18 protein-coding genes, 1 other RNA gene and 1 pseudogene are annotated in these 17,691 nt (G+C 60.3%); 11 read left to right on the top strand and 9 right to left on the bottom strand.

Translation table 11 applies throughout. The features are described 5' to 3' along the window. Positions 1–681: IS3 family transposase (locus ACGK9R_RS16605; RefSeq protein WP_394583333.1), on the top strand; the 681-nt coding region annotated here is incomplete at its 5' end. Positions 682–732: 51 nt separating this feature from the next. Here ACGK9R_RS16605 and ACGK9R_RS16600 read toward each other — a convergent pair. The 7 genes and pseudogenes from ACGK9R_RS16600 to smpB all read right to left on the bottom strand — a co-directional run bounded on the left by ACGK9R_RS16600 (position 733) and on the right by smpB (position 4,742). Continuing rightward, positions 733–1,017 carry a hypothetical protein gene (locus ACGK9R_RS16600; RefSeq protein ID WP_394583331.1) on the bottom strand — a complete coding sequence of 95 codons (285 nt, stop codon included), beginning with the start codon at positions 1,015–1,017 and terminating at the stop codon, positions 733–735. Continuing rightward, on the bottom strand, positions 1,018–1,530 hold the full coding sequence (locus tag ACGK9R_RS16595) for a hypothetical protein (protein WP_394583329.1): 513 nt from the start codon (positions 1,528–1,530) through the stop codon (positions 1,018–1,020). 128 nt (positions 1,531–1,658) lie between these two features. Then, positions 1,659–2,608 (bottom strand): annotated as a pseudogene (locus ACGK9R_RS16590) (DDE-type integrase/transposase/recombinase). Positions 2,609–2,737: 129 nt separating this feature from the next. After that, positions 2,738–3,427 carry a hypothetical protein gene (locus ACGK9R_RS16585; RefSeq protein WP_394583327.1) on the bottom strand — a complete coding sequence of 230 codons (690 nt, stop codon included), beginning with the start codon at positions 3,425–3,427 and terminating at the stop codon, positions 2,738–2,740. Positions 3,428–3,450: 23 nt separating this feature from the next. After that, entirely contained in the window at positions 3,451–3,519 is a 69-nt protein-coding gene (locus tag ACGK9R_RS16580) for a DUF4113 domain-containing protein (RefSeq protein WP_394583341.1), read from the bottom strand. Between the two features lie 307 nt (positions 3,520–3,826). Continuing rightward, positions 3,827–4,206: a transfer-messenger RNA gene (gene ssrA, locus ACGK9R_RS16575) on the bottom strand. 44 nt (positions 4,207–4,250) lie between these two features. Next, complete coding sequence (gene smpB / locus ACGK9R_RS16570; protein WP_394583325.1) at positions 4,251–4,742, bottom strand: SsrA-binding protein SmpB; 492 nt, start codon at positions 4,740–4,742, stop codon at positions 4,251–4,253. A gap of 125 nt (positions 4,743–4,867) precedes the next feature. Between smpB and ACGK9R_RS16565 the strand changes: the two genes are divergently transcribed. Then, complete coding sequence (locus ACGK9R_RS16565; RefSeq protein WP_394583322.1) at positions 4,868–5,302, top strand: type II toxin-antitoxin system RatA family toxin; 435 nt, start codon at positions 4,868–4,870, stop codon at positions 5,300–5,302. Continuing rightward, positions 5,292–5,603 (top strand): RnfH family protein, encoded by a 312-nt coding sequence (locus tag ACGK9R_RS16560; protein WP_394583320.1) that lies wholly within the window; start codon positions 5,292–5,294, stop codon positions 5,601–5,603. Before ACGK9R_RS16565 ends, ACGK9R_RS16560 begins: the two co-directional genes overlap by 11 nt. 6 nt (positions 5,604–5,609) lie before the next feature. On the opposite strand, the gene ACGK9R_RS16555 is transcribed toward ACGK9R_RS16560, so the two are convergent. Continuing rightward, positions 5,610–6,110, bottom strand: a complete 501-nt coding sequence (locus ACGK9R_RS16555; protein ID WP_394583318.1) for an outer membrane protein assembly factor BamE — start codon at positions 6,108–6,110, stop codon at positions 5,610–5,612. Between the two features lie 72 nt (positions 6,111–6,182). Between ACGK9R_RS16555 and fur the strand changes: the two genes are divergently transcribed. Beyond that, a complete protein-coding gene (gene fur / locus ACGK9R_RS16550) occupies positions 6,183–6,593 on the top strand; it encodes a ferric iron uptake transcriptional regulator (RefSeq protein ID WP_394583316.1) in 411 nt (136 codons plus the stop codon). Between the two features lie 172 nt (positions 6,594–6,765). On the opposite strand, the gene recN is transcribed toward fur, so the two are convergent. Further along, positions 6,766–8,439 carry a DNA repair protein RecN gene (gene recN, locus ACGK9R_RS16545; protein WP_394583314.1) on the bottom strand — a complete coding sequence of 558 codons (1,674 nt, stop codon included), beginning with the start codon at positions 8,437–8,439 and terminating at the stop codon, positions 6,766–6,768. Positions 8,440–8,635: 196 nt separating this feature from the next. Here recN and grpE point away from each other — a divergent pair, with 196 nt between their 5' ends. The 7 genes from grpE to ACGK9R_RS16510 all read left to right on the top strand — a co-directional run bounded on the left by grpE (position 8,636) and on the right by ACGK9R_RS16510 (position 17,640). Next, complete coding sequence (grpE, locus tag ACGK9R_RS16540) at positions 8,636–9,289, top strand: nucleotide exchange factor GrpE (protein ID WP_394583312.1); 654 nt, start codon at positions 8,636–8,638, stop codon at positions 9,287–9,289. A 126-nt stretch (positions 9,290–9,415) separates the two neighbouring features. Continuing rightward, entirely contained in the window at positions 9,416–11,347 is a 1,932-nt protein-coding gene (gene dnaK / locus ACGK9R_RS16535) for a molecular chaperone DnaK (protein WP_394583310.1), read from the top strand. Positions 11,348–11,461: 114 nt separating this feature from the next. Further along, positions 11,462–12,610: a molecular chaperone DnaJ gene (gene dnaJ / locus ACGK9R_RS16530; RefSeq protein ID WP_394583308.1), complete on the top strand. Its 1,149-nt coding sequence runs from the start codon at positions 11,462–11,464 to the stop codon at positions 12,608–12,610. 123 nt (positions 12,611–12,733) lie between these two features. Further along, a complete protein-coding gene (locus ACGK9R_RS16525) occupies positions 12,734–13,633 on the top strand; it encodes a DMT family transporter (protein ID WP_394583306.1) in 900 nt (299 codons plus the stop codon). A gap of 249 nt (positions 13,634–13,882) precedes the next feature. Continuing rightward, a complete protein-coding gene (locus ACGK9R_RS16520; RefSeq protein WP_394583304.1) occupies positions 13,883–14,650 on the top strand; it encodes a gluconate 2-dehydrogenase subunit 3 family protein in 768 nt (255 codons plus the stop codon). 6 nt (positions 14,651–14,656) lie between these two features. Beyond that, positions 14,657–16,420, top strand: coding sequence for a GMC family oxidoreductase (locus tag ACGK9R_RS16515; RefSeq protein WP_394583302.1), 1,764 nt, complete (start codon positions 14,657–14,659; stop codon positions 16,418–16,420). Continuing rightward, complete coding sequence (locus ACGK9R_RS16510; RefSeq protein WP_394583300.1) at positions 16,417–17,640, top strand: c-type cytochrome; 1,224 nt, start codon at positions 16,417–16,419, stop codon at positions 17,638–17,640. Before ACGK9R_RS16515 ends, ACGK9R_RS16510 begins: the two co-directional genes overlap by 4 nt. Positions 17,641–17,691 lie beyond the last annotated feature (51 nt).

Raw genomic sequence — 17,691 nt, 5'->3', positions numbered from 1 at the left:
GCCGATTGGCTGGTGCGTTTGACCCACAACCAGCGCAACTGGGGCTTTGGTCTGTGTTACTTGTACCTGCACAATGTAAAGGGCTTTGGCTGGAACCATAAGCGCATCTACCGAATTTACTGGGAGCTGGAGCTGAACTTGCGGATCAAACCCAAAAAGCGACTGGTGCGGCAAAAGCCGGCCCCTTTGTCGGTACCGCAGACTCTGAATGGCTGTTGGTCCATGGATTTCATGCATGAACAGTTGGCAGACGGCCGAACGTATCGGTTGTTCAACGTGATCGATGACTACAACCGGGAAGGTCTGATCATCGATGCAGACTTCTTGCTGCCGGCGGAGCGCGTAATACGCTCTCTTGTGCAGTTGATCGAATGGCGCGGCAGGCCAAAAGCAATTCGCTGTGACAACGGCCCGGAGTACATCAGCGGTAAACTCGTCACCTGGGCAAAGCAGGAAGGCATTGAACATCAATACATCCAGCCGGGCAATCCGCAGCAGAATGCTTATTTCGAACGTTATAACCGAACAGTACGCCATGACTGGCTGAGCCATTATCTGTTCGACTCGATCAGTGAGGTTCAGGACTTTGCCACGCGCTGGCTTTGGACTTACAACCACGAACGACCGAATATGGCATTGGGTGGTATGACATCGAAACAGAAGGTAGCCATGGCTGCCTGAGCGACTCTACTTATCGCCCCGGTTATAAATGGTGGATTACTCGATGACGATTCACAATTGATGTATTATATAGGGTCGAACAATGGGGGCGGCTTTAAGTGTTGTTTCAAAACCGTTGAAATCGATCTCACCATTTTCTCTACGACCGCTATCTCCTGTCAGGTAGTCACACCTTTTAAGGATGATAATTCTCCTGAGCTTTTCTTCGGTCGTAAAAAAATAAGTTGTGCCGTTTATAGGGTTCACTATTTGAACGGTATTTGCATCAAAGGGGCTCCACAACAGGTAAAGCAAGAGGCTGTCCCTGTCATCTGGTTCTGCATCGCAAAGATTCATTTAGCTCGTGATCCATTGCACAAGCTGTTGAGCGGTGACGGAGCCTTGATCGAGCCCGTGGCTGACCAAGCGAGTAGTGAGTTGCTTCAATCCCTCCTCTTTCATGTTCTTGAGCGCTTCACGCAAAGCTGGTTTTTCTTTCTCTGGAATAGTGTTGCTCAGTAGAATTTTGGCATCTATCAACTGTTGAATAGTAGTGGCATCCAATCGAATGACCTGAACATTCAATTCACTGGTCAAACCACCGTCATCTTTCAGGTAGTCAAGCCCTTTGGTCGTGATAGATCCGTAAATCTGGTTCTCAATATCCCCTCCAACCATATCTACATGGCTAGCTGCGTTTTTAGAAGGAATGATTCCTCTAAATTCAGCGAGTTCGTGGTCTTGAAGGTAATGAGCCGTCGAATTGATATCGTTAAATCTCATATTCAATTCATGAGGCTTCAAACATTTTATACACATGTAGCTATCGCTAAGAAAATCCAGAATTTTCATATATTTTTTGCGTTCCATACTCGTCCTTTCCTGATGCCGGCACTGATCTGGGGCCGCTTGATGAGCTTTCTGTGGAGGCCCTGTTATGACTGATGCTACTTAGCATGGATGTCGGGTCCCGCGTGATCGACTACTCGTTTAGTAAATCACGCTGGTCGTTTGGCCTGCCACTCTTTCATCGCCATGAACGGTGATTGATGATGCAGCGCCTTCCGAGAGATATGGTGATTGTACACCCAAGCATAGCGTTTGAGCGTCTGTTCTAGGTCCTCACCTGAGGTATAGCGCCGGGTCGCCAGCACGTCGCTGATGCGACCGTTGAACCGCTCCACCATACCGTTCGTCTGTGGCCTTCCCGGCTTGATCAGGCGATGTTAAATACCATGGGCCTGGTACTCCTTATCGAAGGGATGGCAGCCAGTAGGCTTGCGCTCGCCTGCCCGCGTGAAGCGATCGGTGAACGACTTGCCGTTGTCAGTGAGCACCGTCCGGATCGTAAAGGGCGCCCTCTCCTTCGCGCGCTTCATGAACGCTTTGGCATTTCTGGCAGACTGACTGCGCCTGACCTCCAGATAAACCCAGCGTGTGGCACGGTCGATGGCGACGTAGAGGTAGCGCTGCTGCTGCTCATCCGGCATACGGGGCAGGTGCTTGATGTCGATATGCACATACCCGGGCTCATAGTCCTTGAAGGGCTTGTAGCGGGGCTTGCCATCATCTCCGGCGTCCTGACGGGCGAGCTCTGTCAGTGTCGGCACCTCGCGCCGCTTGAGCATGCGATGCAGGCCCGAGCGGGACAATCGAGGGTTCAGGAACTCGCGTGCCACGACGAGCAGATCAACCAAGCCGAGGCGCAGGAATTCGCGAGCGGCGATCAGCACCTCTTCCTGCTCGGACGTGAGGGTGGCCAGCAGGTTGTGACGCGTGTGTGGTCGGTCATGGACATCGTTGCGATACCGCCAGCGTCGAATGGTCGCGGGTGATACGCCATGCTGGCGCGCCAGTTCGCTATCCGTCATGCTGGAAGGCGCTGCCTGGATCTCCGCACCGCACGGATCTTCGGTGTCGTCGCTTGTTTATGCAGATTGATTTTCATGAACCTGCTCCCGAATGAAGTGCTTTAGAAGCTCTTTCGCTGTCAGCAGAGGATAACTTCTGAAGCTCATTTGATCATCCCGAACCCTACATATTATCAAAGAGAAGCCTCGGCTAGGGGCTTTTCAAACTAATCGTCCTCAAAGTCCAAATCGTTCAAATGCCTATCTATAAAAACGTCTGATAATAAACTTTTATTATATTTTTCAAAAAACCCCGCGTCATAAAGAAGGTTAACTATAATTCTGTGGCGATATTTTATTGGATTTATTAGCATGTGTATATTTAATTTATCTTCCTCGTTATTCTGGTTATTTGTAGCTTGTATTAATAACATGTACTGATCTGTGAACGCCTTGGCATCCATTTGGTTTTTAATATGCATGAAAAAGGTGTCTTCAAACCCATTTTCATCAATAAACAGATCTAGCTTTTGATAAATTTTGTTCAAGTTATCTTCGATAGATTTAATGTAGTAATAGTTTCTTTGTATATTATGGGACGACTTATTTATTTTAGCCTGCTTTACATGTGCTTCCGTAGTTCGTTGCATCTCCTCTCTAGTGAGTTCTAGCTCTCTTCGTGTAAGACCTAGCTCTTCTCGCTGTAATTTTAGAGTGTCTGCTAACATCCAAACTGTAGCAAGTGCCATTGAAACACCTACTGTGCCGGCCATGTAACTTCCAAACTGTCCCCATACTTCGGGGGATTTGGAAAGGGGGAGATCAAGTGCGACGAAAAACCATCCAAAGTAAGCTGATAACGAAATTCCTACGGATATACCCGCCAAAAGTAATGATTTTAGAGCAATGTCTTTCATGCTGACCACGCTAGTGACTATTTTTATGTGCTTACAGTAACAAGTTCATCCCATTTCGTAGTATACCTAGGCGTTCGATGCTCGCAACGCAATTCCTAAGAGTTCCTCTGGCGAGTGATCTCAACGCAGTTCTGTGATTGAACGCGAGGACTACCAACGGCTCGCTACACACTCTGGATCAGTTGTTCATACGTTGACATGCGCGCCTCTTTTTGACTGGATATATATGCAGTATTTAGGGCGGAGTATAGGCACGTCAGAATCGAAGGGAAGGCATGGACAGGGCTAAATGGTCGAAGATAGCTGACTCAAAAGCTGACATAGCTATGCCTAAATGGGCCATTTCCAGACTACAGGCACAAAAAAAGCACCACTAGGTGCTTGATTTGCTGGGGTGTCTGGTGGAGGCGGCGGGAATTGAACCCGCGTCCGCCAGCACTCGCCCATTGGCTCTACATGCTTAGATTTCGTCTTTTGCTTTAGCGCGACCGGCTCCGACGATCAGGATCCGGCTACGCGAGCCTTCTAAGGTTTAACGGTTGACGAGAAGACACCGCCAACCGCGGTCCTATCAGCTTTAGCTCATATCCCCTTGGCGATGAATAGGCACATCACCGCAGGGCCAGACAAGAAGCTAGCAGGGTTTAAGCTGCCAGCGCGCCTTGAGCGTAGTTTTCGTCGTTTGCGACTATTTTTCGTGATGTGGTATTAACGAGATACATCACGCTCTCGGCATGCACCGCAGGGTTTGTCACCGGCGTCGAAACCATGTCGCCCCCAAGGTCAGAGCGGTATTCTAACGCGCTCAACCGGAATTGACCAGCTACGCGCGGTTATGTTCCCGCATGATTCTGCCTTTTTGACGATTCCAGTCGCGATCCTTCTCGGTGGCGCGCTTGTCGTGCAGCTGCTTGCCGGTCACAAGCGCCAGTTCGCACTTGACCATGTTGCGCTTCCAGTAGAGCTTGAGCGGCACGCAGGTGTGGCCCTTGTCCTGGGTGACCGAAAAGATCTTTGCGATCTCCTTGCGGTGAAGCAGCAGCTTGCGCGTGCGCGTCGGGTCGGCGATTTCGTGGGTGCTGGCGGTGTTCAGCGGCATGATATGGCTGCCGAGCAAGAACGCTTCGCCGTTGCGCACCAGAATGTAGGTGTCGGTGAGCTGGGCCTTGCCCGCGCGCAGGCTCTTGACCTCCCAGCCGGCCAGTGAAAGGCCGGCCTCGAAGGTTTCGTCGATATGGTACTCGAAGCGTGCCTTCTTGTTCTGGGCGATCGTGTTGTTGACTGGGCCCTTGGTCTTGCCTTTCTTAGTGGCCATGAAACCTCATCGTTAATCTGTCGGTAGCGCCTCCTGCGTCGAAGGGGAGGCGTGATACCATGTAAAGACTGAAATAATGTTTCCCATGATACGCTGTGGGCACTGTGAAGTCAGCGGAGAGGTCAATGCCAACCGTGAATCGTTCCGCCCTGGTGCGGCACACTCCTCAACAGATGTTCGAGTTGGTCAACGACTTCGAGCATTATCCCGAGTTTTTGCCCGGGTGTCGCCGTGCCCGGCTGATCGAGCGCGACGAGACGCACCTGATCGGCGAGATGACCCTGGGCCGCGCCGGCGTCGAGCAAACCATTACCACGCGCAACGATCTTTTCGCGCCGGAGCGCATCGAAATGTCGCTGGTGAAGGGGCCTTTCAAACGGCTCAAGGGGCGGTGGCTGTTTACTCCCATGGGGGAAAACACCTGCAAGGTTAGCCTGGAAATGGAGTTCGAGTTCGCCAATCGGCTGCTCAGCATGGCGTTTGGCAAGCTGTTTCAGCAGATCGCCGGTCAGCTGGTCGATGCGTTCACCCGGCGCGCGGATGAACTCTATGGCCGCTGAGTCGCTGTTCGCCGTCGAAGTGGCGTTCGCCACGCCTATGCGTCAGCACCTGGTCGTGGTCGAGGTCACGCCGCAGACCACCGCCCGCGAGGCCGTAGCGCTGGCAAATCTGCCCGCGCTGTTTCCCGAGCAACCAGAAGAAACATTCAGCCAGGCCCCGCTGGGAATTTTCGGCAAGGCGCTGCGCGAGCCACAGCGCCAGACTCTGAGTCCAGGCGATCGTATCGAAGTGTACCGTCCGCTGAAGATCGACCCCAAGGCGGCTCGCCTGGCGCGTGCCAAACGCCAGGCGAGCCGCTAACCCGCTTTATTCCGGCAGCGTGACCGGGCGCGGGTCGGGAGTGTTTTGCGGGGTCGAGGCCGGGGCGTTTTCCGGCGTCGGTGTCGGCGTTTGCTGATTGGGCGTCAAAAGCGGCATCACCGGGTCCATGGTTTCGGTTGCCGGCCCCGCGCCGCGGTTAGTGCTGATCGACGGCGCACGCGACAGATCGCCCTGCTGCTCGACGTTCACCAGCCGCCCAAGGTCGTCGAAGGTCAGGGTGACGCGGCGCTGTTCGACCCCGGCGTAGGCCTTGTCCAGCCGGTAGACGTAGTCCCACTCGCGTGAGTCGAAGGGCGCTTCCAGAAGCGGGCGACCCATGACGTAGCTGACCTGCTCCTGGGTCATGCCGGGCTGGAGCTGGTTGACCATTTCCTGGGTGACCAGGTTGCCCTGGGGGATGTCGCGCTTGTAGACGCCAACGTAGCTACAGCCACTGATAACGGTCAGGGCAACGGAGAGCGTCATGATACGTGTCAATTTTTGCATTTGAGCCTGTTCTTCACTATCGTGGTTTCGGTCGATCATACCCGACCTAACCTGTTACTGCGAAGAGCAACCATGGCCGATCAGAACCATGAACTACGCAAAGCCGGGCTGAAAGTGACCCTGCCGCGCGTCAAGATCCTGCAGATTCTCGAAAATGCTTCGGGCCAACACCACCTTAGCGCAGAAGAAGTGTACAAGACACTGATCGATGCGGGCGAGGATGTCGGGCTTGCAACCGTTTACCGCGTGCTGACCCAGTTCGAGTCGGCGGGCCTCGTGATTCGCCACAATTTCGATGGCGGCCATGCGGTGTTCGAGATGACCCAGGAAGACCATCACGATCACATGGTGTGTCTGGAAAGCGGTGAGATCATCGAGTTCGTCGATGAGATCATCGAGCGGCGTCAGCAGGAGATCGCCGAGGAGCATGGCTTCGAGCTGATCGACCACGCGCTGGTGCTGTACGTACGTCCCAAGGCGTGAAGCCCTGTAGTGCGCTTTAAAAGCGCTCACGCGCTTGGTTAGAGCGCTCCTGATTAGAATAAAACCCGGGAACAACAGGGCATGCCATTGAAAACGCCCCGGCCGCGAAAGCGGCCGGGGCGTTTTGGTTTGGGGCAGGCACCGGCGAACGCCTGCGTGCCTTGTGGCGCCGTCAGTGAGGCCGGCGCTGGCTGGCGTCGAGCATTTCGCGGGCGTGGGCCAGGGTCTGCTCGGAAAGCGTGACCCCGCCCAGCATGCGCGCCAGCTCGCTCACCCGGCCCTGTTCGTCGAGTAACGCCATGTGAGTCAGGGTGCTGTCGCGTTTGGCCTGCTTTTCGATGTGAAGGTGCTGGTGCGCCTGAGCGGCGACCTGGGGCAGGTGGGTCACGGTCATCACCTGGCCGTTCTCGCCCAGCTTGCGCAGAAGCTGGCCAACGATTTCCGCCGTGGCGCCGGAGATGCCCACGTCGACTTCGTCGAACACCAGGCTCGGGATGGTGGAGTGGCTCGCCGCGACCACCTGAATCGCCAGGCTGATGCGCGAAAGCTCGCCACCGGAGGCCACGCGGGTCAACGGGCGGGCTGGCTGGCCCGGGTTGGCGCTGATCAGAAACTGCACCTGGTCCAGGCCGTCCTGGCTTGGCGTTTCGCGGCTCGAAACCGCGACCTCGAAACGCGCCTTGCCCATGGCCAGAAAGGCCAGCTGCTGTTGCACTTCCTTGCCAAGCTTGCCGGCCGCTTTCTGGCGCGCCTTCGAAAGCGCTTTGGCCTGCTCGCGGTAGCGCTCGCGGCACTCGGCGACCCGGCTGCTCAGTGCCTCCAGATCCTCGTCGCTGGCCTCGAGCTGGGCCACCTCGCGGGAAAGCGACTGATGCAGCGCGTAGAGCTCTTCCGGGGCGACGTGATGCTTGCGCGCGATACGGTGTACGTCGCCCAGCCGTTCGTCGACCCAGGCCAGGCGCTCCGGGTCGAGCTCGGTGGCGCTGGCGAAGCGGGCGAGCTCGCCGGTGGCCTCTTCGACCTGAATGCGGGCGTCCGAGAGTATTGCCAGAGTGTTGGCCAACACGCCCTTGTCGCTGCCGGGCAGCGCGCTCAGCCGGGCGTAGGCCTGATTGAGCAGCGACAGCGCGCCGCCGTCGTCGCTTTCGCAGCACTCGACGGCGAACTGGGTTTCGCGCAGCGTCTCCTCGGCGTGGGCCAGGGTGTGCTGCTCCTGTTCGAGCACCTCGAGCTCGGCTTCGCCCAGGGCGAGCTGGTCGAGCTCCTCGACCTGGTAGCGCAGAAGCTGACGGCGCGCTTCGACTTCGCTGCCGGCTTCGCTGCGCTTTTTCAGTTTGGAGCGGGTGGCGCGCCACTCCTTGAAGGTCTCCCCCAACGCCTGGCGCTTGCCCTTGAGCCCGGCGTAATCATCGAGCAGGGCCAGGTGGGTCTCTTCGCGCATCAGCGCCTGATGGGCGTGCTGACCGTGTACTTGAATAAGGAGCTCGCCGAGCGCTTTCAGATCGGCGACGGTGGCCGGCTGGCCGTTGATCCAGGCTTTCGAGCGTCCATTGGCGGTGACCACGCGGCGCAGAAGACACTCCTCCGCGCCGAGTTCCCGCGCCTCGAGCCACTCGACGGCGGCGGGCAGGCGGGCGATCTCGAAACTCGCCGAAAGATCGGTGCGCTCGCAGCCGTGGCGCACGCTTCCGGCCTCGGCGCGCTCGCCAAGGCAGAGCCCCAGCGCCCCCAGCAGAATGGATTTACCCGCGCCGGTCTCGCCGGTGATCGCGGTCATGCCGCCGCTCAAATCGAGCTCGAGGCGGTCAACGATGGCGTAATCCTGAATCACTAGCTGCGTCAGCATGGGGCCTCCCGGGCAGGGCGCTACAAGAACTGGATGCTTATACAATGATTGGTGTTTTATACAGTAGTCGATAACTCACTTCAACGCCCCTCTTGAGATGGACGACAAGGCCCCCATATAGCGTGCATACGCGAAAGCAATGCTTACTCAACAGGCCGCCGCTTGAGGTGGCGCTATCTCATTACAGGAGCACGGCATGGCAAAAGAACCGCAAACCCCGTTGGATGACGAGCTGGCCCGCCAGGAGCAGGAAGCCGAAGTGACCGAGCAGACCGACGAGGAGCGCCTGGTCGAAGGCGACCTGGAAGGCGTGCTCGACGACGAGTCGCCGCTGGGCGCCGATGAAACCATCGACACCGTGGGCGGCGTCGACAACCCGGAAGCCGAAGTGCTGGCCGCGCGGGTCGAGGAGCTCGAGCAGAGCCTGGCCGAGGCGAAGGATCAGTCGCTGCGCGCCTCCGCCGAAGCCCAGAACGTGCGCCGTCGCGCCGAAGCCGAAGCGGAAAAAGCGCGCAAGTTTGCGCTGGAGAAGTTCGTCAAGGAGCTGCTGCCGGTCGTCGATAGCCTCGAAAAAGCGCTCGAGAGCATGGAAGAGGGCGCCTCTGATGCGCACCGCGAAGGCGTCTCCATGACGCTCAAGATGCAGCTCGACGTGCTCCACAAGTTCGGCGTCGAAAGCGTCGAGCCTGGCGGCGAGCCCTTCGACCCGCAGGTACACGAGGCGATGGCCATGGTGCCCAACCCGGAGCTCGAGCCCAACACGGTGATGGACGTCATGCAGAAGGGTTATCTGCTCAACGGCCGTTTGGTGCGCCCGGCGATGGTCGTGGTCAGCCAGAAAGCGAGCTGATCGAGCGGGGGATTATGCAAATTTCCCCTTGAAAAGCGGCTGGCGGCCCCCAGATAAAGGCCAACCCCGCGGCGATGCCGCAGACCGATTACATCTTTTGTCACCACCGAATTCGAGGTTTTTGCTATGGGACGCATTATTGGTATTGACCTGGGCACCACCAACTCTTGCGTGGCGGTTCTCGACGGCGATAGCGCCAAGGTCATCGAAAACGCCGAAGGCGGCCGCACCACGCCGTCGATCATCGCCTACACCGATGACGGCGAAACGCTGGTCGGCCAGTCCGCCAAGCGCCAAGCGGTCACCAACCCGGAAAACACCCTGTACGCCATCAAGCGTCTGATCGGCCGTCGCTTCAAGGACGACGTCGTTCAAAAGGACATCAAGATGGTGCCCTACAAGATCGCCGAAGCCGACAACGGCGACGCTTGGGTGGAAGTGAAGGGCAAGAAGATGGCGCCGCCCCAGGTCAGCGCCGAAGTGCTCAAGAAGATGAAGAAGACCGCCGAAGACTACCTCGGCGAAACGGTTTCTGAGGCGGTCATCACGGTGCCGGCTTACTTCAACGATAGCCAGCGCCAGGCGACCAAGGACGCCGGCCGCATCGCCGGTCTCGACGTCAAGCGCATCATCAACGAGCCGACCGCTGCGGCACTGGCCTACGGTATGGACAAGTCGCGCGGTGACAAGACTATCGCGGTTTACGATTTGGGTGGCGGTACCTTCGATATTTCGATCATCGAAGTGGCCGACGTCGACGGCGAAACCCAGTTCGAAGTGCTCGCCACCAACGGCGATACCTTCCTGGGCGGTGAAGACTTCGACCTGTCGCTGATCAACTACCTGGTCGACCAGTTCAAGTCCGACAGCGGCATCGACCTCTCCGGCGACAACTTGGCCATGCAGCGCCTGAAGGAAGCCGCCGAGAAGGCCAAGATCGAGCTTTCAAGCGCCCAGCAGACCGATGTGAACCTGCCCTATATCACCGCAGACAACACCGGTCCCAAGCACTTGAACGTGAAAGTGACCCGCGCCAAGCTCGAGTCGCTGGTCGAAGAGCTGGTTCAGCGCTCGCTCGAGCCCTGCAAGATGGCGCTGAAAGACGCCGGTCTTTCCGCCTCTGAAATCGACGACGTGATTCTCGTCGGGGGCCAGACGCGTATGCCGATGGTCCAGCAGAAGGCGGCCGAGTTCTTCGGCAAGGAAGCGCGCAAGGACGTCAACCCGGACGAAGCCGTGGCCGTGGGTGCCGCGATTCAGGGCGGCGTACTCGGCGGCGATGTCAAGGACGTGCTGCTGCTCGACGTCACTCCGCTGACCCTGGGTATCGAAACCCTCGGTGGCGTGATGACCCCACTGATCGACAAGAACACCACCATCCCGACGAAGAAGACACAAACCTTCTCCACCGCGGATGACAATCAGACCGCCGTGACCATTCACGTGGTTCAGGGTGAGCGCAAGCAGGTCGCGCAGAACAAGTCGCTCGGTCGTTTCGATCTTGCCGACATTCCGCCGGCGCCGCGCGGCGTGCCGCAGATCGAAGTAGCCTTCGATCTGGACGCCAACGGTATTCTGAACGTCTCGGCGAAGGACAAGGCGACCAACAAGGAGCAGTCCATCGTCATCAAGGCTTCGAGCGGCCTGTCGGACGAAGAAGTCGAGCAGATGGTACGCGACGCCGAGGCCCACGCCGACGAAGACAAGAAGTTCGAAGCGCTGGTCCAGCTGCGCAACCAGGCCGATGGCATGATCCACGCCACCCGCAAGACGCTGGAAGAGGCCGGCGACAAGGCGACCGATGAAGAGAAGCAGAACATCGAAACCGCCATCAGCGACCTGGAAGCCGCGGTCAAGACCGACGACCAGGACGACATCCAGAAGAAACTGGATGCGCTGACCGAAGCCTCCGGCCAGCTGGCCCAGAAGATGTACGCCGAGCAGGCTGACGCTTCAGCGGCGGAAGGTCAGGAAGGCGAGCAGACCCAGGCCAAGCCGGACGAGGACGTGGTCGACGCCGAGTACGAGGAAGTCAACGACGAGCAGAAGAAGCAGTAAGCGCTTTTTTTGCCAGCCACGCAGCAACGCGGGAGCCAGCTCCCGCGTTGCTGTTTCCAGGAACAAAACGTTGCCTTTCCCGATGAGCATCATTAACCAGGAGGCGTAGGACCCATGTCCAAGCGCGATTATTACGAAGTCCTGGGTGTCGAAAAAGGGGCCGATCAGAAAGAGATCAAGAAGGCCTATCGCCGTTTGGCGCAAAAATTCCACCCTGACCGCAACCCGGATGACGAGACCGCCGCGGAGAAATTCCGCGAGGTTTCCGACGCCTACGAAGTACTCAGCGACGAGCAGAAGCGCGCCGCCTATGATCAGTTCGGCCACGCCGGCGTGGACGGTCAGGCCGGGGGCGGCTTCGGCGGTGGCGGCGCCGGGGCGGGGGATTTCAGCGATATCTTCGGCGACGTCTTCGGCGACATCTTCGGCGGTGGCGGCGGGCGCCGGCGTGGGCCCAACGCGCCGGCGCGCGGCTCGGATCTGCGCTACAACCTGGAGCTGGATCTCGAGAGCGCGGTCGCCGGCACCACGGTCGATATCCGCGTGCCGCGCCACGTCACCTGCGACCGCTGCGACGGCGACGGCGCCGAGCCCGGCACCACCAAGGACACCTGTCCGACCTGCCAGGGCATGGGCCAGGTACGCATGCAGCAGGGCTTTTTCGCCGTGCAGCAGACCTGCCCGACCTGTCACGGCACCGGCGTGCAGATCAAGGTGCCGTGCCACAAGTGCAACGCCGAAGGCCGCGTGCGTGAAACCCGCACGCTCTCGGTCAAGATTCCGCCCGGCGTGGATACCGGCGACCGCATTCGCTTGAACGGCGAAGGCGAATCCGGCATCAACAACGGCCCGGCGGGCGATCTCTACGTGCAGGTCGCGATCAAAACGCACCCGATCTTCAAGCGCGACGGCAAGCACCTGCAGTGCGACGTACCGATCAACTTCGTCGATGCCGCCCTGGGCGGCGAGCTGGAAGTACCCACACTCGACGGCCGCGTGAAGCTCAAGATTCCGCCGGAAACCCAAACCGGCAAGCTCTTCCGCCTGCGCGGCAAGGGCGTCAAGCCGGTACGCGGCGGCGCCCCGGGCGATCTGCTCTGCAAGGTAGTGATCGAAACCCCGGTCAACCTCAACGACGAGCAGCGCGACCTGCTGCGCCAGCTCCAGAAAAGCTTCGACGACAGCAACAGCCACAGCCACTCGCCGAAGAAAACCGGCTTCTTCGACAGCGTGAAGAAGTTCTTCGAAGAGATGAAGCCGTAGATACGGCAAGGCAGGTCCGCCGCGTTAGCGTCACGGTTTAGGTAGCGCGGCAGAACGTCAGCCATTAGCGTACAAGGTCCCCGGTGCCCGCCGGGGACTTTTTTGTGTTCAAGGACGTCGACCATGACCGGACTACAGGATCGCCCGTCTCTGGGTATTTTTCTTCGCGTGCTCTCCGGGGTGATGTTCACCGGTATGTTCGTGTGCATCAAGGCGGTGAGCGAGACGGTGCCGGTGGGCCAGTCGATCTTCTTTCGCTCGCTGTTCGCGCTGATTCCGATCGTGATCTTTCTGATGATTCGCCGGGAGTTTCCCGGGGCGCTGGCGACCCGGCGGCCGCTTGGGCATCTCTTGCGTTCGGGGCTGGGGGCGGCGGCGATGTTCTTCTCGTTCTCGGCGGTGGCGTTTTTGCCGGTCGCCGAAGCGACGCTTTTGGTGCAGCTTTCACCGATCTTCATGGCCGTGGGCGGCGTGCTGCTATTAGGCGAGAAATTCTCGTTCTACCGCGCCGGGGCGATTTTGCTGGCGCTTCTCGGGATGGCGGTGCTGGTGGTGCCTCAGCTCGGTGCGGGCAGCGGCGACGGGCGGCTTCTGGGCTACGCGCTCGGCACTGCCGGGGCGCTTCTGACCGCCGGCGCCTTGCTCACCATTCGCCATATTTCGCGCACCGAAACCGCCGGCTCCATTGCGTTCTACTTCATCGTGGTGTCGTCGTTGGCGGGGCTGGCCACCTGGCCGCTGGGTTGGGCGTCGCTCAACAGCGCCGAGTTCGCTCTTTTGGTGCTTTCGGGGCTGTTCGGCGGGGCGGGGCACATTGCCATGACGCTGGCGTTTCGCTACGCCGAGGTGTCGAAGCTCGCACCCTTCGAGTACGTGGCGCTCATCTGGCCGATCGCCGCCGACTGGGTGCTGTTCGGTATTCCCATCTCCACCGGTTTCCTTCTGGCGCTGCCGCTGATGCTCGCAGGCGTGGCGCTGGCCTCGCTCGAAGGGCGGCGTTTCAAACGCGCGGCCAAGCCCTGATGACCGGGCGCGCGGGCTCTCCGCGCGCCTTTTTCCGTTAGCGTGCCTCTCGCTCCTTCCTTCTCTTTTCCCTCTCGTACCTGCCGGTTTTTATCCAATTGGAGCGCAAGCATGGCAGGGGATGCTTATTTAGCCTACGCTTGATGAAAAGTTAGCCTGTTACTTATTGCCACGCCTCGGTAAGCGCTGGGCCGAAGGCTCGGCGCTTACCGAGGCGTGGCGCAGGCACAATAAAGTAAGGGAACCGTGATGAAAAAGAGAGACGAGGCCGCCGCCCCGAGCGGCCTGACCCGAAGGGAGCTTCTGGGCTCCTCGGCGGCGCTGCTGGTGGGTGCCGCCGCCCCCGGCGCCGCCCAGGCGCTGACCTTTCAAGGCACCCCCGAATGGAAGCCGATGGCCAATGTGGCCGTCGAGCCGGTGGACGAAAGCGCCGGCTGGCAGTTCTTCACCGACGAGGAGGCGGCGACCGTCGAGGCGATCGTCGAACGCCTGATTCCCGGCGATGACCTGAGTATCAGCGGCAAGGAGGCGGGCTGCGCGGTGTTCATCGACCGCCAGCTGGCCGGAGCCTACGGCGGGTTCGAGCGCCTTTACATGCACGGCCCCTTTCAGGAGGGCACGCCGGAGCAGGGCGACCAGTCTCCTCTCACGCCGGGCCAGCGCTACCGCATTGGCCTTGCTGCCCTCGACGATCACTGCCGAAACGCCCACGGCGCGGCCTTTGCCGAGCTTGATGACGCGCGGCGCGACCAGCTGCTCGGCCAGCTCGAGCAGAATGAGATCGCGCTGGGCGACATCGACTCCCAGGCGTTTTTCGAGATCGTGCTACAGAACACCATGGAAGGCTTCTTCGCTGACCCCCTGTACGGCGGCAATCGCGACATGGTGTCCTGGAAGATGCTCGGCTTTCCCGGCGCCCGCTACGACTACCGCGACTACATCGAGCGACACAACGAAGACCTGGAGTTCACGCCGGTAAGTATCGGCGGGCGTTCCGACTGGCAAGCGCAGGGATAAGCGAACATGGCAACCAAACTACCTCCTACGGACGCGGTGGTGGTCGGGCTCGGCTGGGCCGGGGCGATCATCGCCAACGAACTCGTCGATGCCGGCCTCAGGGTCGTCGGCGTCGAACGCGGCCCCTGGCGCGATACCGCAAAGGATTTCAACATCGCCTCGGTCACCGACGAGCTGCGCTATGCCCAGCGTCAGGAGCTGATGCTGCGCACCGCCCAGAACACCATCACCATGCGCAACACGCCCTCGCAGACGGCGCTGCCGATGCGCCAGTGGGGCTCATTTCACCCGGGCAACGGCACCGGTGGGGCGGGCAACCACTGGGCGGGCATCACCTTTCGTTTCCAGCCCGAAGAGTTTCGCCTGCGAAGCCACCTCGAGGAGCGCTACGGCGCGGATGCGATTCCCGACGAGCTCTCCTTGCAGGATTGGGGCACCGACTGGGACGAGATGGAGCCCTTCTACGACGCCTTCGAGAAGGTGGCCGGCACCTCCGGCCGGGCAGGCCAGCTCACAAGCGGCCAGCAGCCGGGCGGCAACCCCTTCGAGGGCGTGCGCTCCAGCGACTACCCGACCCCGCCGCTCAAGCAGCCCTACTCGCCGACGCTGTTCGCCGACACCGCCCGCGAAATGGGCTACAGCCCGTTTCCGGTACCGTCATCGCTGGTCTCCGAGACCTACACCAATCCGCTCGGCGTGACCATGGGGCCGTGCACCTTCTGCGGTTTCTGTACCAACTACGGCTGCGCCAACTACTCCAAGGCGAGTGCGATCACCACGGTGCTGCCGGCGCTGATCCGCAAGGAGAACTTCGAGGCGCGCACCCACTGCGAGGTGCTCGAGGTCACCACCGATTCAAGCGGGCGCCGCGCCACCGGCATCATCTACGTCGACTCCGCCGGGCGACGCTGGGAGCAGCCTGCCGAGATCGTCGTCGTTGCCGCCTTCACCTTCGAAAACGTGCGCCTGATGCTCACCTCGAACATCGGCCAGGCGTATGACCCGGCCACGCGCCAGGGCACCACCGGGCGCAACTACGCCTACCAGACCGCCAACAACGTGCAGCTGTTCTTCGATGACAAGAACTTCAACCCGTTCATCGGCGCCGGCGCGGTGGGTATGGGCATCGACGACTTCAACAACGATAACTTCGACCACGCGGGCCTCGGTTTCTTCGGCGGCGGCAGCACTCGGGTGACGCCGATCGGCGCGGCGCCGATCAACGCGCGCCCAACGCCGCCGGGCACGCCGCGCTGGGGCTCGAACTGGAAGCGCGCCACCGTCGACAACTACAAGAGCACCATGTCGATCGGCTGCGAGGCGAGCAACTACTCCTCGCCCAACAATTACCTGTCGCTGGACCCCACCTACCGGGACCGGCTGGGGCGCCCGCTTCTGCGCATCACCTTCGATTTCACCGACAACGACCTGCGCATGGCGCAGTACGTCACCGACAAGACCGCAGAGATCGCCCGGCGGATGAATCCGCGCCAGATCGTCGCCAACCCGCGTACCGGCCCCTGGGACGGGCGGCCCTACCAGTCCTCCCACGTGGTGGGCGGCTTCGTCATGGGGGCGGACCCGAGCAACAGCTCGGTGAACAAGCACCTGCAGGTATGGGGCGTGCCCAACCTGTTCGTGGTCGGCGCCTCGGCGTTTCCCCAGAACCCGGGCTACAACCCTACCGGCACCGTCGGGGCGCTCGCCTTCAAGGCCGCCCACGGCATCGTCAACCGCTACCTGAGAAACCCCGGGGAGATGATGTCATGAAAACGCTCACCGGGGTCGCCCTTTGGCTTCTGCCGCTGTCGGCGCTGGCCGCCAGCACCGAGTACCAGGACATCGAACGCGGCCGCTACATCAGCGTGCTGGGCGACTGCGCCGCCTGTCATACCGTCGACGACGACCGGCCTCTGGCCGGGGGCGTACCGCTCGAAACGCCTTTCGGCACGCTGATCGCCCCCAACATCACGCCGGACGACTCAACCGGCCTGGGCCGCTGGAGCCTCGAGGAGTTCAAGGCAGCGATGACCGAAGGCGTGGGCAAGGGCGGCTATCATCTTTATCCTGCCATGCCGTACCCCTCCTACACCTTGATGACGGATCGGGACATTCACGATCTCTGGGCGTTTTTGCAGACCGTCACGCCGGTGGAGAACGAGATCGAGGCCAACCAGCTGCCGTTCCCGTTCAGCATTCGCGGCGTCATGCGCGGCTGGAACTGGCTCAACTTCGACGAGCGCACCTTCGAGCCCGACCCGGAGCAGTCCGACGAGATCAATCGCGGGGCCTATCTGGTCGAGAGCCTGGGGCACTGCGGTACCTGCCACACGCCGCGCAATTTCATGGGCGGTGAAGGTGGCGACAAATTCGCCGGGGCCACGGTGGAGGGGTGGTACGCGCCGAACATCACGCCGAACCGGCACTTGGGTATCGGCAGCTGGAGCGAGGGCGAGCTGGTCGAGTACCTGAAAACCGGCGGCAACCGGTTCGGTTTCGCCTCGGGGCCGATGGCCGATGAAGTACATCACTCCTCGCAACACTGGCGCGATGAAGACCTCACCGCCGTGGCGCGTTACCTGCTCTCGGGTGCGGCGCTCGACTCAGACGACTGGGATAGCGAGCCGCCAGAGCCGCTTGCCGAGGACAACCCGCAGGTGCGCGCCGGTAGTCATATCTACTTCGACCGCTGCTCGGGCTGCCATACCCCCAATGGCGGCGGCGAGGAGGGCATCTTTCCGCAACTGGCAAGCAATCCGCTGGTCAACGGCGACAACACCACCTCGCTGATCCGCGTGGTGCTGGCGGGCAGCCGTCCGGTGGCTACCGACGCCAAGCCCACCGCCCCGGCGATGCCGGCCTTTGCCTGGAACCTGAGCGATGAAGAAGTGGCAAGCGTGCTGACCTACGTGCGCAACAGCTGGGGCAACGCGGCGCCAGCGGTTTCGGCCGGTGACGTGGCGGATATTCGCGAAGCGCTGGAGGAGTAAGGCGGTCGCGGGGAGCCTTGCATTAGCGCGTTGAGGCACATTTACGCTAAT

Source organism: Halomonas sp. HNIBRBA4712 (assembly GCF_043558675.1).
GTDB lineage: Bacteria > Pseudomonadota > Gammaproteobacteria > Pseudomonadales > Halomonadaceae > Vreelandella.
The sequence above is the reverse complement of the archived record's forward strand: the minus strand, read 5'-3'. Positions and strand labels throughout refer to the sequence as shown.

What these genes read in the sequence shown, in the direction of transcription:
- ACGK9R_RS16595 (WP_394583329.1), bottom strand. Translation starts at nt 1,530, where the DNA reads ATGGAACGCAAAAAATATATGAAAATTCTGGATTTTCTTAGCGATAGC.
- ACGK9R_RS16520 (WP_394583304.1), top strand. Translation starts at nt 13,883, where the DNA reads ATGAAAAAGAGAGACGAGGCCGCCGCCCCGAGCGGCCTGACCCGAAGG.
- fur (WP_394583316.1), top strand. Translation starts at nt 6,183, where the DNA reads ATGGCCGATCAGAACCATGAACTACGCAAAGCCGGGCTGAAAGTGACC.
- ACGK9R_RS16525 (WP_394583306.1), top strand. Translation starts at nt 12,734, where the DNA reads ATGACCGGACTACAGGATCGCCCGTCTCTGGGTATTTTTCTTCGCGTG.
- ACGK9R_RS16600 (WP_394583331.1), bottom strand. Translation starts at nt 1,017, where the DNA reads ATGAATCTTTGCGATGCAGAACCAGATGACAGGGACAGCCTCTTGCTT.
- ACGK9R_RS16585 (WP_394583327.1), bottom strand. Translation starts at nt 3,427, where the DNA reads ATGAAAGACATTGCTCTAAAATCATTACTTTTGGCGGGTATATCCGTA.
- dnaK (WP_394583310.1), top strand. Translation starts at nt 9,416, where the DNA reads ATGGGACGCATTATTGGTATTGACCTGGGCACCACCAACTCTTGCGTG.
- smpB (WP_394583325.1), bottom strand. Translation starts at nt 4,742, where the DNA reads ATGGCCACTAAGAAAGGCAAGACCAAGGGCCCAGTCAACAACACGATC.
- ACGK9R_RS16510 (WP_394583300.1), top strand. Translation starts at nt 16,417, where the DNA reads ATGAAAACGCTCACCGGGGTCGCCCTTTGGCTTCTGCCGCTGTCGGCG.
- ACGK9R_RS16555 (WP_394583318.1), bottom strand. Translation starts at nt 6,110, where the DNA reads ATGCAAAAATTGACACGTATCATGACGCTCTCCGTTGCCCTGACCGTT.
- grpE (WP_394583312.1), top strand. Translation starts at nt 8,636, where the DNA reads ATGGCAAAAGAACCGCAAACCCCGTTGGATGACGAGCTGGCCCGCCAG.
- ACGK9R_RS16560 (WP_394583320.1), top strand. Translation starts at nt 5,292, where the DNA reads ATGGCCGCTGAGTCGCTGTTCGCCGTCGAAGTGGCGTTCGCCACGCCT.
- ACGK9R_RS16565 (WP_394583322.1), top strand. Translation starts at nt 4,868, where the DNA reads ATGCCAACCGTGAATCGTTCCGCCCTGGTGCGGCACACTCCTCAACAG.
- dnaJ (WP_394583308.1), top strand. Translation starts at nt 11,462, where the DNA reads ATGTCCAAGCGCGATTATTACGAAGTCCTGGGTGTCGAAAAAGGGGCC.
- ACGK9R_RS16515 (WP_394583302.1), top strand. Translation starts at nt 14,657, where the DNA reads ATGGCAACCAAACTACCTCCTACGGACGCGGTGGTGGTCGGGCTCGGC.
- recN (WP_394583314.1), bottom strand. Translation starts at nt 8,439, where the DNA reads ATGCTGACGCAGCTAGTGATTCAGGATTACGCCATCGTTGACCGCCTC.